Source organism: Streptomyces sp. CA-181903, from assembly GCF_050937075.1.
Classification (GTDB): Bacteria; Actinomycetota; Actinomycetes; order Streptomycetales; family Streptomycetaceae; genus Streptomyces.
The window spans coordinates 1,700,423-1,714,718 of record NZ_JBNJLY010000001.1 but is presented as its reverse complement, the minus strand read 5'-3'; the positions used below and the strand labels follow the sequence as shown (position 1 = coordinate 1,714,718).

At 74.7% G+C, this 14,296-nt stretch carries 10 protein-coding genes and 3 pseudogenes; 7 read left to right on the top strand and 6 right to left on the bottom strand.

Annotated features, from left to right (window positions below; translation table 11 throughout):
- Positions 1–204: 204 nt before the first annotated feature.
- The 3 genes and pseudogenes from ACQEVS_RS07435 to ACQEVS_RS07425 form a co-directional block, all read left to right on the top strand.
- Positions 205–2,033: pseudogene (locus ACQEVS_RS07435) on the top strand (SDR family NAD(P)-dependent oxidoreductase); the annotation flags it as partial.
- Positions 2,025–2,663 (top strand): beta-ketoacyl reductase, encoded by a 639-nt coding sequence (locus ACQEVS_RS07430; RefSeq protein ID WP_433027344.1) that lies wholly within the window; start codon positions 2,025–2,027, stop codon positions 2,661–2,663. The pseudogene ACQEVS_RS07435 and the gene ACQEVS_RS07430, both read left to right, overlap by 9 nt.
- Before the next feature lie 290 nt (positions 2,664–2,953).
- Positions 2,954–3,874, top strand: a pseudogene (locus tag ACQEVS_RS07425) (SCO1860 family LAETG-anchored protein); the annotation flags it as partial.
- A gap of 111 nt (positions 3,875–3,985) precedes the next feature.
- Here ACQEVS_RS07425 and ACQEVS_RS07420 read toward each other — a convergent pair.
- Both ACQEVS_RS07420 and cobC read right to left on the bottom strand, forming a co-directional pair.
- Positions 3,986–4,420, bottom strand: coding sequence for a VOC family protein (locus ACQEVS_RS07420; RefSeq protein ID WP_433027341.1), 435 nt, complete (start codon positions 4,418–4,420; stop codon positions 3,986–3,988).
- Positions 4,421–4,476: 56 nt separating this feature from the next.
- Positions 4,477–5,529: an Rv2231c family pyridoxal phosphate-dependent protein CobC gene (gene cobC / locus ACQEVS_RS07415; protein ID WP_433016885.1), complete on the bottom strand. Its 1,053-nt coding sequence runs from the start codon at positions 5,527–5,529 to the stop codon at positions 4,477–4,479.
- A gap of 239 nt (positions 5,530–5,768) precedes the next feature.
- Between cobC and ACQEVS_RS07410 the strand changes: the two genes are divergently transcribed.
- From ACQEVS_RS07410 to ACQEVS_RS07395, 4 genes and pseudogenes are all read left to right on the top strand, one after another.
- The gene (locus ACQEVS_RS07410; protein WP_433016882.1) at positions 5,769–6,293 is read left to right on the top strand and encodes a (2Fe-2S)-binding protein; all 525 of its coding nucleotides are present in this window, start codon (positions 5,769–5,771) and stop codon (positions 6,291–6,293) included.
- Positions 6,286–7,278, top strand: a complete 993-nt coding sequence (locus tag ACQEVS_RS07405) for an FAD binding domain-containing protein (RefSeq protein WP_433016879.1) — start codon at positions 6,286–6,288, stop codon at positions 7,276–7,278. The genes ACQEVS_RS07410 and ACQEVS_RS07405 overlap by 8 nt, the downstream gene beginning before the upstream one ends.
- Positions 7,279–7,379: 101 nt before the next feature.
- Positions 7,380–8,446, top strand: a pseudogene (locus tag ACQEVS_RS07400) (xanthine dehydrogenase family protein molybdopterin-binding subunit); the annotation flags it as partial.
- Between the two features lie 30 nt (positions 8,447–8,476).
- On the top strand, positions 8,477–9,574 hold the full coding sequence (locus ACQEVS_RS07395; RefSeq protein WP_433027338.1) for a xanthine dehydrogenase family protein molybdopterin-binding subunit: 1,098 nt from the start codon (positions 8,477–8,479) through the stop codon (positions 9,572–9,574).
- A 242-nt stretch (positions 9,575–9,816) separates the two neighbouring features.
- Here ACQEVS_RS07395 and ACQEVS_RS07390 read toward each other — a convergent pair whose 3' ends face one another.
- From ACQEVS_RS07390 to ACQEVS_RS07375, 4 genes are read right to left on the bottom strand one after another with little or no spacing between them, the layout of a single operon-like run.
- The gene (locus ACQEVS_RS07390; RefSeq protein WP_433016876.1) at positions 9,817–10,167 is read right to left on the bottom strand and encodes a cobalamin biosynthesis protein; all 351 of its coding nucleotides are present in this window, start codon (positions 10,165–10,167) and stop codon (positions 9,817–9,819) included.
- Positions 10,168–10,171: 4 nt separating this feature from the next.
- A complete protein-coding gene (locus tag ACQEVS_RS07385; RefSeq protein WP_433016873.1) occupies positions 10,172–11,536 on the bottom strand; it encodes a cobyrinate a,c-diamide synthase in 1,365 nt (454 codons plus the stop codon).
- On the bottom strand, positions 11,530–12,138 hold the full coding sequence (gene cobO, locus ACQEVS_RS07380; protein WP_433016870.1) for a cob(I)yrinic acid a,c-diamide adenosyltransferase: 609 nt from the start codon (positions 12,136–12,138) through the stop codon (positions 11,530–11,532). Before cobO ends, ACQEVS_RS07385 begins: the two co-directional genes overlap by 7 nt.
- Positions 12,138–14,264 carry a putative cobaltochelatase gene (locus tag ACQEVS_RS07375; RefSeq protein ID WP_433016867.1) on the bottom strand — a complete coding sequence of 709 codons (2,127 nt, stop codon included), beginning with the start codon at positions 14,262–14,264 and terminating at the stop codon, positions 12,138–12,140. The genes cobO and ACQEVS_RS07375 overlap by 1 nt, the downstream gene beginning before the upstream one ends.
- Positions 14,265–14,296 lie beyond the last annotated feature (32 nt).

Genomic DNA, 14,296 nt, shown 5'->3' with positions numbered 1-14,296 from the left:
TGGGGATGCGTCACTGCCACGGCACGCTGCCCCGACGGCCCGGAACAGTGGGCGGACCTCCTCCGGCGGGACGGCCACCGGTCCGTCGTCCTGATCCTCGGCACCACCGCTGACGAAGAAGCGGCCGACGACGCGAAGGCCCACACCGAGCTCGCCGTCCGTCGAGCGGCGACGCTGCGCTCCCTGGCCCGGGCCGTCCAGACCATGGGCACCCCGCCGGACCGCCTGGTGCTGGTCACCCACCCCAGCGGGGCGCTCCCGTCCCCCGAACGCCCCGTTCACCCCGGCCACGCGGCACTCTGGGGTGCCGCCCGCGTCCTGGCCAACGAGATGCCGTCCGTCGCCGTACGCCGTATCTCCCTCGACCGCGGGCCGGACGCCGACGAGAACGCCTCCCGGCTGGCCGCCGAACTCCTCGCGCCCCCTCCGGCGGGTGACGAGGACGAGGTGGCCCTGACCCGCGGTGGACGCTTCGTCCCGCGGGTGCGGCCGGCCGCTCCTCGCACCGAGACCGTCCGGCCGGGCAGCGGTACGGGATGCCGGCTGGAACTGCGGGACCCGGGGCTGGGATTCGGGCTGCGCTGGAAGCACGTGCCCGTGCCCGCTCCCGGACCGCACGACGTGGTGATCGAGGTGCGGGCGGCCGCTCTGAACTACCGCGACATCATGGTCGCCACCGGCCTGCTGCCACCGGTGGCCGAGAAGGGACTCCTCACCCACGCGCACCTCGGGCTGGAAGGAGCCGGCGTCGTCACCGCCGTGGGCACATCGGTCACCGGCGTCGTGGTGGGCGACAGGGTGATGGGCTTGTTCCCAGGTGCCTTCGCCTCCCACGTGCGCACCCCCGCCGCCGCGGTCCACCCCCTTCCCCGCGAGATGGAGTTCGCCGACTCGGTCACGCTGCCGGCCGCCTTCTTCACCGTCCACCACGGCCTGCACCACCTCGCCCGCCTGCGGCCCGGTGAGACCCTGCTGGTCCACGGCGCCGCGGGTGGTGTGGGACTGGCCGCTCTCCAGTACGCCCGCCTCATCGGGGCTCGCGTCATCGCCACCGCGGGCACTCCCGCCAAACGCGATGTGGTCGCCGCATTCGGCGCCGACCTCGTCCTCGACTCCCGCACTCACGGCTTCGCCGACGCCATCCGCACCCACACCGGCGGGCGAGGCGTCGACGTCGTTCTCAACTCCCTCAGCGGTACCGCCGCGGCCCGGACCCGCGCTCTTCTCGCACCCGGCGGCCGCTTCGTCGAGCTCGGCAAGCGCGACATCTACGAAAACCAGCGGATGCTGCTCAAACCCCTGGCCGAGAACGCCGGGTTCTTCACCGTGGACGCGGCCAACCTCCTGTGGCAGAACCCCCGGCAGGCCGACACCGTGTGGAAGGAACTCCTCGCCCGGGTACACGCGGGCCACTACACCCCTCTGCCCCACGTGCGCTACCCGGCTCACCGCATCGCCGAGGCTTTCGCCCTGATGCGGCATTCCCAGCACATCGGCAAGATCGTCATCACCTTCGACGACCCCCTCCCCGTCCACAGCGCGCCCCGCCCGCTCCGGATGGATCCCGACGGGGCCTACCTCGTCACCGGTGGCCTGAGCGGTCTGGGCGCCGAGACCGCGCGCCACCTCCTCCGGCACGGGGCCCGCCACCTCCACCTCGTCGGCCGCCGTGGCCCCGCCACCCCGGGGCGTCCCGGCTGCTGCGCGAACTCCGGGCCGAGGGCGCGAACGCCCACGCCCACGCGGCCGACATCTCCGACCCCCGAGCCGTACAGGCCCTGATGACGGCCGTGAAAGCGGAGGGGCGGCCCGTCCGGGGCGTGGTCCACGCCGCCATGCACCTCGACGACGCGCCCCTCACCGACCTCACGGACGACCGCTTCCGCGACGTCCTCGCCCCCAAGTGGACCGGCGCCCTCCTTCTGCACACCCACTGCCCCGACGCCGACCTCGTCGTCCACTCCTCGGCCGCCACACTCGTCGGCACCCCCCGACAGGCCGCCTACGCCGCCGCCAACCTCGCCATGGAAGCCCTCGTACGCCACCGCCGCCGCGTCTCGTCCACCAACGACCTCGCCATGGCTTGGGGATCCATCGGCCGGACCGGTTACGTGGCGCGCAACAACCTCACCGACACCCTCTTCGCGATGGGTGTGGCGCCCGTCGCTCCCGAGCACGCACTCGCCACCCTCGCCGTGTTCATCGGCGAGAACCGGGAACACGGCGTCCACGGCCGATTCGACTGGAACCGTCTTCGAACCCTCGCTCCCACCATGGTCGCTCCGCGTTTCGCCCCCGTCCGGCCCCCGACGGATCCCACCGGTCGCCAGCCGCTGTCCGGCTTCCTGCACCGGCTCACCACCGCGGAGGACCCCGAGCAGGCCGCGCGCCTCGTCGAGGACCTCATGGCCACCATGATCGCCGGCGTCCTGCGCATGCCCGCCGAGGACATCGACCGGCACCGGCCCCTCCAGCAGTACGGCATGGACTCCCTGATGGGCATGGAACTCGTCACCGCACTCCGCAGGCGTCTCGACCAGGAGGTGCCCGTCATGGAACTCCTCCACTCGGACGGCTCCGTTAGCGGAGTCGCCGAAGCCGTGCTGCCTCATCTGCTGCGGCGGGCAAGTGCCGGGGCACCGCCCGGTCGGGAAAACCCATAAGCCGGGGGAGCGGACCGGGGCAAGGCGGCAGCGGGGTGGCTCAGGCACGCGGTGATTGAGGTAACGAGGCCACTGGAGAACCCTCCTGTTGCGCGTGCTTCGAATTGGCAGACGGAAGCCACCCGTTGGAGTGAACCCCCTCAAGAACACTCACCGTTCACCCGTCCGGGAACGACCATGACGGGGTCGATGCCGACGGCGCGCGATGTCCCCCATTGGCGCGCCGTCGGCTCCTTTCTCTCGTGGGGAGTTCCACACCCGTGTCCAGCACCACCAGATCTTCCTTCGGCATGCCCGTTTCCCGGTCCTCCCGGCGGGCGTACGTGCGGTCCGCGGCCCTCCTGGCCGCGTTCTCAGCGGTCGCGGCCGGTGCCGCATCCGCCCAGGCCGCTCCCGCCGCCCCTGCCGCTCCCGCGGCCCCCGCCACCGGCGGCCATCGCACGGGCACGGCGGACGCCGTGATCCTCCGGGCCGGACTCGACGTCTCACTGCTCGACAAGACCGTCCGGGTGCCCGTCAACGCGTCCCTCAACGACGTCCACGCCCCCGGGAACGCGGCACGGACCGCCCTCTCCGTGCAGGCGGGCGGCGCCGAGCGGGGCCGGCCCGTCGAACTGCTGCGTGCCGACGCGGCCACCGCCCGCGCCACGGCCGACGCCCGTACGGCCACGGGCCGCGCCGAGCTCGTCCACGCCAAGGTGCACGTGCCCGGCCTGCCGCTGCTCTCCCTCGTCGAGGTGCGGCAGGTCACGTCGGAGGCGGTCTGCCGGGCCGGGCAGCGGCCCACGGCCACGTCGAACCTGCTGGGCCCGGTGACCGTGCTCGGGAAGAAGATCACCGTGAGCACCGGCGGCACGACCGACGTCGACGTGCCGGGTGTCGGCCGAGTCCGCCTCGACCTGTCCAAGACCACCACCACCTCGCGCACCGGGGCCGCGACCGCGCTCGAACTCGTCGTGGACGTCAACCCGTTGAAGCTCGGCGTCGCCGAGGTGCACGGCCGCGTCACCCTCGTCCGGGCCGGCTGCGAGACCCCGGCCGACGCCGGAAAGCCGGCCAAGAACCCCCCGGCCCCCGCGCGACAGACGCCCGGCAAGGAGCCCACCCGCACCCCCGGCACCGACGTCAAGCCGCAGACCGTCGCCGACAAACGCGACCTCGCCGAGACCGGCGGCTCCTCCGCCACCCCGTGGGTCGCCGGAGCGGCCGGCCTGCTCGTCGCCGGAGGCGGCGCCGCCCTGCTCACCGCCCGCCGCCGGGCGGCGGCCCGGGGCGGGGCTAGAGCGGGAGAACGCGGGCGGGGTGACCGGCGCCCGGCCGTCTCAAGCCGGGGCCGCGGCGACGCAGAACTCGTTGCCTTCCGGGTCGGCCATCACCACATGGTGCTCCGCCACCTCCGCCAGGACGACCCCGCCCGCCCTCACCAGCCGCTCGCACTCCGCCTTGACCCGCGCCCACCGCTCGCCGGGGCCGCCGCGCCCCGGCACCCGGATGTCGATGTGCAGCCGGTTCTTCGCGGTCTTCGGCTCGGGGACCTTGAGTATGCAGAGCCGGGGGCCGACACCGTCGGGGTCGTGGAGCCACGCGCCGTCGTCCGCCGATTCGTCCTCGGACAGGTCGAACCGCGCGAGCCACTCCTCGCGGGTACGGAAGGGGGCGGGCGGCGGCTCGTCCACGTACCCCAGCGCCGACTTCCAGAAGGCGGCGAGGAGTTGTGCGTCCGCGCAGTCGAGGGTCAGATCGATTCGGGCTGCCATGACAGAACCGTACGGCCCACCACTGACAATCGGCCGCGCCGCGGCGCCGGCGGCCCTCAGCCCTCCGCCAGCGCCTTCTCCAGTGCCTCCGCGAAGCGGTCCGTCGTGGTGCGGTCGCGGACCGCGAGGCGGAGGTAGTCGGGGCCCAGGCCGGGGAACGTGTCGCCGCGGCGGACGGCGAAGCCCAGGCCGCGGAGGCGGCTGCGGATGGCGGTGGCGTTGGGGAGGCGGATGAGGACGAACGGGCCGGCCGCGGGGGAACACACCGTCACCGAAGGGAACATGGAGAGGCGGTACTCCAGGTGCGCCCGGTCCGAGGCAATGCGGTGGGCCGCGTGCGCGGCCTCCGCGAGGGCCGGGGGCGCGCTGCACGCCTCGGCCGCCGCCAGCGCCGGGGAGGACACCGGCCAGAGCGGCTGGGCCCGTTCGAGGCGGGCGATCGTGCCCGGCGACGCGAGGACGTAGCCGACCCGCAGGCCGGCCAGGCCCCACGTCTTGGTGAGGCTGCGGAGGACGACCAGGCCCGGCAGGTCCGTACGGGACGCCAGGGACTCGCCCTCGCCCGGCACCGCGTCCATGAACGCCTCGTCCACCACCAGCGTCCGCCCCGGGCGGGCGAGCCGGGCCAGGGCCGTCGCCGGGTGCAGGACGGAGGTGGGGTTGGTCGGGTTGCCGACGACGACCAGGTCCGCGTCGGACGGGACCGCGCGCGGGTCCAGGCGGAAGCCGTCCGCCGCGTCCAGCACCACCCGTTCCACGCTGTGCCCCGCGTCCCGCAGGGCCGCCTCCGGCTCGGTGAACTGCGGGTGCACCACCACCGGGCGGCGCGCCGGCAGCGCCCGGGCGATCAGCACGAACGCCTCCGCCGCGCCCGCCGTCAGCAGCACCCGCTCCTCCGGCAGCCCGTGCCGGGCCGCGACCGCCCGGCGGGCCGCCCGGCCGTCCGGGTAGGCGGCGAGGGTGTCGACGGAGGCGGCGATGCGCTCGCGCAGCCAGTGCGGCGGCGTGCCGGCCCGGACGTTGACCGCCAGGTCCGTCAACTCGTCGCCCATGCCGCGCACTTCGGCGTCCCCGTGATGGCGCAGGTCGGGCTCGGGGGATATGTGCATGGGCGGGGATACCTTCTCGCTGTGCGGTGTTCCGGCGGCGCTCCGGCGCATGGTCCGGTGCTGTTCCGGTGGGGGAGACGTTACCGGGTTCCGGGGGTGCCGATTCCTGGTGGGCCCTCCTCGGCCGTGTGCGGTCCGGCGCTCGTGTCGCGGCCCCTCCGCGCCGCCTCGGACCGTAGGATCGCCCTGTTTCGGCATGGATGTCGGATTATGTGAAGGTCTGTCCAGCGAGGAGGGTGATGGTCGTGAACGGTTCCGCCGCGGCGGCCGACGGGGCGGCCGGGCCCGTCGTCCGGGTCCCGGTGAGCCTCCGGGTCAACGGCACCGAACGGCGGATCGAGGTGGACACCCGCACCTCGCTGCTGGACGCCCTCCGCGACGCCCTGGCCCTGACCGGCACGAAGAAGGGCTGCGACCAGGGCCAGTGCGGCGCCTGCACGGTGCACCTCGACGGCAAACGGGTGCTCTCCTGCCTCACCCTCGCCGCGAGCGCCGACGGGCGTGAGGTCCGGACGGTCGAAGGGCTGGAGCGGGACGGCGTACCGCACCCGATGCAGGAGGCGTTCGCCCGCCACGACGCCCTCCAGTGCGGCTACTGCACCCCCGGCCAGATCATGTCGGCCGTCGCCCTGATCGAGGAGGGCCGGGCCGGCTCGGACGACGAGGTCCGCGAGTTCATGAGCGGCAACCTCTGCCGCTGCGGCGCCTACCCGCACATCGTCGCCGCGATCCGCGACGTGGCCACCGGAGGCCGGCGTGCGTAGCTTCGCGTACGTCCGCGCCGGGACCGTCGAGGAGGCGGTCGCCGAGGTCGCCGCCGACCCCGAGGCCGCCTTCCTCGCCGGCGGAACGACCCAGGTGGACCTGATGCGGGACGAGGTGTTCCGGCCCGCCCGGCTGGTCGACATCACCCGGCTGCCGCTCCGGGGCGTCCGGCGCGACGGCGACCGGGCCCTCGTCGCCGGCGCGCTGACCACCATGGAGGAGCTCGCCGCCCACGAGGACGTCGCCGCCCGGCTGCCGCTGGTACGCGAAGCGCTGCTGCGCGGCGCCTCGCCGCAGCTCCGGCACATGGCCACCCTCGGCGGCAACCTCCTCCAGCGCACCCGCTGCCGCTACTACCGCGACCCGAGCACGGCCTGCAACAAGCGCGAGCCGGGCACCGGCTGCGCCGCGCTCGACGGCCACCACCGCATGCACGCGGTCCTCGGCACCAGCCCGCACTGCATCGCCACCCACCCCTCCGACCTGGCCGTCGCCCTGCTCGCGCTGGACGCCTCGGTGCACGTCCACGGGCCGGACGGCGAACGCGCGGTGCGGCTGGCCGAGTTCTACCGGGTCCCCGGCAGCACCCCGCACATCGAGAACGTCCTCGCGCACGGGGAGCTGATCACCCGGCTGGAGATCCCCCTGCTGCCGCCGGGGGCCCGCTCGGGCTACCTGAAGGTCCGCGACCGGGCCAGCTACGAGTTCGCGCTCGCCTCCGTCGCCGCCGCCCTGGTCCTCGACGGCGGACGGATCCGCTCCGCCCGGCTCGCCCTCGGCGGCGTCGGCACGGTCCCTTGGCGCGCGCCCCGGGCGGAGGAACTGCTGAGCGGCGTCCGGCCGGACGACGACGTGCTGCGCGCGGCGGCGGAGGCCGCGCTGGAGGGCGCGGAGGGGCGGCCGGGCAACGGTTTCAAGGTCGAGTTGGGGCGGCGGGCCGTCGTCCGGATGCTGGGCGCTCTGGCGCGGGAGGGACGGCCATGACCACGACGGCGCAGGCGCGGGAGGGGCAGCCATGACCACGACGGCATCGGCGCGGGAGGAACGGCCATGATCACGACGGCACCGGTGTGGGAGGAACGGCCATGACCGCGACGACACCGACCCGGCTCGGCGAGGGCATCGACCGCGTCGACGCCCGCGTGAAGACCGCGGGCCGGGCCGAGTACGCCACCGACGCCGCGTACCCCGGCCTCGTCCACGCCGTCCTGGTACAGAGCAAGATCGCCGCCGGCCGGATCACCGCCCTCGACACCGCGGCGGCCGAGGCCGCGCCCGGGGTGCTCGCGGTGATCAGCCACCGGAACGCGCCCGTCCTGCACGAGGCGCCCGACCGGTCCTCGTCGCTGCCGCCGCCCCCGCTGCGGGACGACCGGGTCCGGTACCACGGCCAGACCGTCGCGGTCGTGGTGGCCGACACCTTCGAGCAGGCGACCGAGGCGGCGCGGCTGGTCCGGGTCGCGTACGCGGCGGAGGAGCCCGTCGCCGACCTCGACCACCCCGACGCCGAGCACGACCACGACCCGTTCGGGACCGACGGCGGGACCGGTGACGTCGACAAGGCCCTGGAGGCCGCGCCCGTCCGCGTCGAGCGCACGTACCGCACGGCGGCGAACACCAACAATCCCATGGGCCCGTTCGCGACGGTCGCGCGCTGGGAGGGTGACCACCTCACCGTTCACGACTGCACCCAGGGCCCCTCCCGCACCCGCGCCGACCTCGCGGCGACGCTCGGCGTGCCCCGGAGGCCGTCCGCGTCCTCGCCCCCTACCTCGGCGGCGGCTTCGGCGCGGGGCTGCGGACCTGGGGGCACACCGTGCTCGCCGCCGTCGCGGCGCGGCAGGTGGGACGGCCGGTGAAGCTGGTGCTGACGCGCAAGCAGATGTTCACCTCCGTGGGGCACCGGCCCGACACCAAGCAGACCGTGCGGATCGGCGCCACCCGGGACGGCCGGATCACCGCCCTCGACCACCGCGCGTGGCAGTCCCTCTCGATGACGGACGTCAACTACGAGCCCGTCTCCCACACCTCCCAGTCCTCCTACGCCAGCCCCAACATCACCACCCGTGACGTCCAGGTCCGCCTCAACGTCCCCGCGCCCGGCTCCATGCGCGCGCCCGGCGACGCCCAGGGCAACTACGCGCTGGAGTGCGCACTGGACGAACTCGCCCACGAACTGGGCATGGACCCGCTCGAACTCCGGCTGCGCAACCACGCCGACGAGCACCCCGTCACCGGGCAGCAATGGTCCCGCAACGACCTGCGCGCCTGCTACGAGACCGGCGCCGAGATGTTCGGCTGGGCGCGCCGCGACCCCGAGCCGCGCTCGACGCGCCGGAGCCGGACGCTGATCGGCTACGGCATGGCCGGTACGTCGTTCTTCTTCTACCAGGCCGACTGCGCCGCCCGCGTCACCGTCAGGGCGGACGGCGCGGCGGTGGTGGAGAGCTCGGGCATGGACCTCGGCACGGGTACGTACACCGTGATGACCCAACTGGGGGCTGAGCTACTGGGGCTGCCGGTGGAGCGGGTGCGCATGGTGATGGGCGACAGCTCCCTCCCCGCGGCGCCCTCCGCCGGCGGCTCCGGCCTCACCGGCGCCATGGGCACCGCCATCCACACCGCCTCCCGGCACCTGTTCCAGTCCTTCCTCGACCTCGTCCGCGACGACGCCGACTCGCCCCTGCGGGGTGCCGCACCGGACGACGTCCACGCCGAGGACGGGCGCATCGTGCGCACCGACGACGGGCGGGGCGAGGCGTACACGGCGATCCTCGCCCGGCACGGGCGCGACGCGCTGTCCGCCGAGGGCTCGGCCGAATCACCGGGCCAGGACGGCGCGGTGGTCCCCACGGGCCCGTACGCCGCCAAGTTCGCGGAGGTCCACGTCGATCAGGACCTCGGCGTCATCCGGGTCGCCCGGCTGGTGACCGCCGCGCACTGCGGGCGCGTCCTCAACGAGAAGACCGCCCGCAGCCAGCTCGTCGGCGGCACGGTCGGCGGCATCGGCATGGCGCTGCTGGAGGAGACCGTCACCGAACCGCACACCGGGCGCATCGCCAATCCGACCCTCGGCGATTACCTCGTCGCCGTGAACGCCGATATTCCGCGTCTTGACGTTCGGTTCGTCGGGCGTCCCGACCCCACGAATCCCAATGGCACGAAGGGGTGTGGGGAACTCGGCATTCCGGGGACGGCTGCGGCTATCGCGAATGCGGTGTTTCATGCTACGGGGGTGCGGGTTCGGCGGTTGCCGATCAGGATCGAGGATGTGCTGTGAGGTGGGGCGCCTGCGGCGGGAGGGTGCCCCGGCCCCGCCCCTTCGCCGTTTCCTGGGGCTGCGCCCCAGCCCCCGCTTTCGCGGCTTCGCCGCTCGTCCTCAAACGCCGGACGGGCTGAATGATCAGCCCGTCCGGCGCTTGAGGACAGCGCGCGCAGCGCGCTTCGGGGGCGCGGGGGCGGAGCCCCCGCAGGAAACGGTGAAATGGGGGTGCCCCCTCTGGGGGCGGGACCGGGGCATCCTCACCCCGCCACCGCACACGTCACCCGGCCCGACGCGACCTTCGGCACGAGCAGAACAGCCCCATCACCCGCCGCCAGCAAGGCAGCCGCCTCGGCCACGGACGGCGTACCCACCGCCGCGCCGGCGACCGCGGACGGATGCGGAACGGCAACCCCCGCAAGCTCGGCGGCGGAGTACGGCCGCAGAGGTACGCCGAGGGCGGCGGCCGCCTCCGCGATCCCCGGTTCCGCCGCCCGAGCGGCGAGTGTCGCCAGGGCGACGGGACGGACGCCGGCCGGCAGGCAGCGGGCGACGAGGGCCAGCACCTCGTCGGCCGACGCCCCCGGGCGGGCGCCCAATCCCACGTACACCCGTTCAGGCATCCGCACGCGCCGCCGCAACCAACCGCTCCGCGACCCCGGGCGCCCCCGCCCAGTGCACGTGCAGGTACGACGCGTGGACGCCGCCCGCCGCGTACCCCTCGACACGCCGCTCGGGGGCCGTGAAGCCCCAGGCGGGCGCCGGGCCCGCGCCCGGTTCGACGGCCGTGCGGTGGAACTCGTGGCCGCGCACCCGGGTCCCCGCCGCCGCCAGGGGGTTGTCCGTGAGGGCGACGGCCTCGCGGTAGCCCAGGGTGAGCCGGGGCGACATCCGGGCCTCGGCGGGCAGGACCCCGCACATGGGCCGGCCGTCCAGGGAACGGGACAGGTACAGCAGGCCCGCGCACTCCGCCGCCACCGGCGCGCCCGTCGCCGCGAGGGCCGAAACCGCCGCGCGCAGCGGCTCGTTGGCGGACAGCTCGGGCGCGTACATCTCGGGGAAGCCGCCGCCGATCACCAGGCCGGCCGTGCCCGCCGGGAGCTTCTCGTCGCGCAGCGGGTCGAACGGGACGACGTCCGCGCCGGCCGCCGTCAGCAGTTCCGTGTGCTCCGCGTACGAGAAGGTGAACGCCGGGCCACCGGCCACCGCGATCACCGGGCGGGGGCCCGGAACCGGTTCGACCGCCGGCGACCACGCCGGCCCCGGTACCGGCGGCGCGCTCCGCGCCAGTGCCAGCAGCGCGTCCAGGTCGCACCCTTCCCGTACCCGCGCCGCCTGCGCGGCCACCGCATCCAGCGCCTCCGCGCGCCGCTCGGCCACCGGGACGAGGCCCAGGTGCCGGCTGGGTGTGTCGACGTCGGCGGCCCGGCGCAGCGCGCCCAGGACGGGGACGCCGGCGCCGCCCAACGCCTCGCGGAGCAGCGCCTCGTGGCGGTCGGAGCCGACCTTGTTGAGGATGACGCCCGCGACCCGTACCTCCGGGTCCCAGGAGGCGAAGCCGTGGACCAGCGCGGCCACCGAGCGCGACTGCGACGACGCGTCCACGACCAGCACCACCGGCGCCCGCAGCAGCTTCGCCACGTGCGCCGTCGACGCCAGTTCACCCCGGCCGCTCGCGCCGTCGAACAGGCCCATCACGCCTTCGATGACGGCGAGTTGGGCCCCCGCCGCGCCGTGCAGGAACAGCGGGGCGATCCGCTCCGGACCGCACAGGAACGCGTCGAGGTTGCGGCCCGGGCGGCCGGTCGCCAGCGCGTGGTAGCCCGGGTCGATGTAGTCCGGGCCGACCTTGTGCGGCGACACGGCCAGCCCCGCGTCGGCGAACGCCCGCATCAGGCCGGTGGCGACGGTCGTCTTGCCGCTGCCGGACGCGGGGGCCGCGATGACCAGGCGTGGAACGGAGTGTGCGGAGGTCACCACTCGATGCCCCGCTGGCCCTTCTGGCCGGTGTCCATGGGGTGCTTGACCTTCGACATGTCGGTGACCAGGTCCGCGAAGTCCATCAGCTCCTGCGGCGCGTTGCGGCCGGTGATCACCACGTGCTGCGTCCCGGGGCGGTCCTTCAGGACCGAGATCACCTCGGCCGTGTCGATCCAGCCCCAGTGCAGCGGGTACGCGAACTCGTCCAGCACGTACAGCTTGTAGCGCTCGTCCGCCAGGTCGCGCTTGACCTGCTCCCAGCCCTCGCGCGCCTTCTCCTCGTTGCTGAGCTCCCCGTCCTTGGGGTCGCGCTGGATCCAGCTCCACCCCTCGCCCATCTTGTGCCAGTCGACGGACCCGCCCTCGCCGGACGCGCCCAGCACACGCAGCGCGTTCTCCTCACCGACCTTCCACTTCGCCGACTTCACGAACTGGAACACCCCGATCGGCCAGCCCTGGTTCCAGGCCCGCAGCGCGAGCCCGAAGGCGGCCGTCGACTTGCCCTTGCCGATGCCGGTGTGGACGAAGACGAGCGGCCGGTTGCGGCGCTGGCGTGTGGTGAGACCGTCGTCCGGAACGACGGTCGGCTGTCCCTTGGGCATTACGCGGCTCCCCTGGTCGAGGCGGTGGCGATGGCACTGGTGGCACTGGTGGTGCGGACGGTACGGACGAGAGCGGTGACGGTGTCCGCGCGAAGCTCGTCGAGCGTGACGACCGGTGCCTGCAAAGACTGCCCCAACTCGGCCGCCAGGCCCAGCCGGACCGGCCCGGCCTCGCAGTCGACGACCACGGACGCCGTGCCCTCGGCCGCCAGCAGGCCCGCCGCGCGCGCCGCCCGGGCCAGCGGCTCGGCGCCGCCCGTCGCCCGGCCGTCGGTCACCACGACCAGCAGCGGACGCCGCGACGGATCGCGCAGCCGCTCCACCCGCAGCACCTCGCGCGCCCGCAGCAGCCCCTCGGCCAGCGGCGTCCGGCCACCCGTCGGCAGCTTCTCCAGCCGGGCCGCGCCCGCGTCCACCGATGAGGTGGGCGGCAGCGCCACGTCCGCGCCGGCACCCCGGAAGGTGATCATCCCGATCTTGTCGCGGCGCTGGTAGGCGTCCAGGAGGAGGGAGAGGACGGCGCCTTTGACCGCGCTCATGCGCTTGCGGGCCGCCATCGAGCCCGAGGCGTCCACGACGAAGAGGACGAGGTTGCCCTCGCGCCCCTCGCGCACCGCCTCGCGCAGGTCGTCCCGGCGGACGACGAGGCCGCGCCCCGCCCGGCCGCGCGCTCGCTGGTGCGGGGCGGCGGCCTGGAGCGTCGCGGCCAGATGCAGCCGGGTCAGCGTCCCGCGCGGACGGCGGGCGCCGGTCGTCCGGCCGTGCGCGGTACGCGCCCGGGAGCGGCGGCCGGCCGCGCCCTCGCCGAGGCCGGGCACGTCGAACTTGCGGGTGCGGAAGGGTTCGGAGGCGGTGACGGGGGCGGCCTCCCGGCCGTCGTCGCCGCTCTGGGGTGCCGAACTCTCCTGCGGGGAGGGGGAGTCTGCGGCAGGCTGCTCGCGCTGGGGCGGCAGGTCGGCGGCGGGGTCGGATCCGGAGTCGGTCGTGGGGTCGGCCGACTCCTGCGGCGGCACACCGTCGCCGGGAGCGTCGTCCTCCGGTCCGCCGTCGCCGCCGGGGCCGTCGTCGTCCGGGCCCTGCGGGCCGTCGTCCTCGGGCTCGTCGTCTTCGTCCTCTTCCTCGAACTGGCGGAGGATCTCGTCGAGTTTATCCTCGTCGAGGCCGGGCGCGTCGAAGGGGTTGCGGCGCCGGCGGTGGGGGAGCGCGAGCAGGGCGGCCTGCCGGACGTCCTCGGTGACGACGTCCGTACGGCCGGCCCAGGCGGCGAGCGCGGACGCGGTGCGGGCCGTCACGATGTCGGCGCGCATGCCGTCCACCTCGAAGCCGGCGCACACGGCGGCGATCCGGCGCAGGGCGCCGTCCCCGAGCCGTACGCTCGGCAGCAGGGCGCGCGCGGCGGCGATGCGCTCCCGCAACGCGTCCTCCTCCGCCGCCCACTTGGCGGCGAACGCGGCCGGGTCCTCGTCGAACGCGAGCCGCCGCCGGACGACCTCGACGCGCTCGTCGGTCTCCCGGGAGGCGGCGACCTCGACGGTCAGGCCGAAGCGGTCGAGGAGCTGGGGGCGGAGCTCGCCCTCCTCGGGGTTCATGGTGCCGACGAGGAGGAAGCGGCTGGCGTGGCGGACGGAGACGCCTTCTCGCTCGATGTGGGCGGCGCCCGTCGCCGCCGCGTCGAGCAGCGAGTCGACGAGGTGGTCACCGAGGAGGTTGACCTCGTCGACGTACAGCACACCCCGGTGCGCGGCGGCCAGCAGGCCGGGCTCGAACGCCTTCACGCCGTCGGAGAGGGCGCGCTCGATGTCGAGCGAGCCGACGAGGCGGTCCTCCGAGGCGCCCACGGGCAGTTCGACCATGCGGGCGGGGCGGACGAAACGGGTGCCGTCCTCGTGCGGGGCGTCCGGGCAGGAGGCGTCCGGGGCGGCCGGGTCGCAGCCGAAACGGCAGTCGGTGTGGGTCTCGACCTCGGGGAGGAGGGTGGCGAGGGCGCGGACGGTCGTGGTCTTGGCGGTCCCCTTCTCGCCGCGTACCAGCACACCGCCCACCGCGGGACTCACCGCGTTGAGGAGCAGCGCCAGCCGCAGGCTGTCCATGCCGACGATGGCGGCGAAGGGGTACGGAGTGCTCATGCGGTGATCGCTCCTTCGGAGGGTGTCGCTGG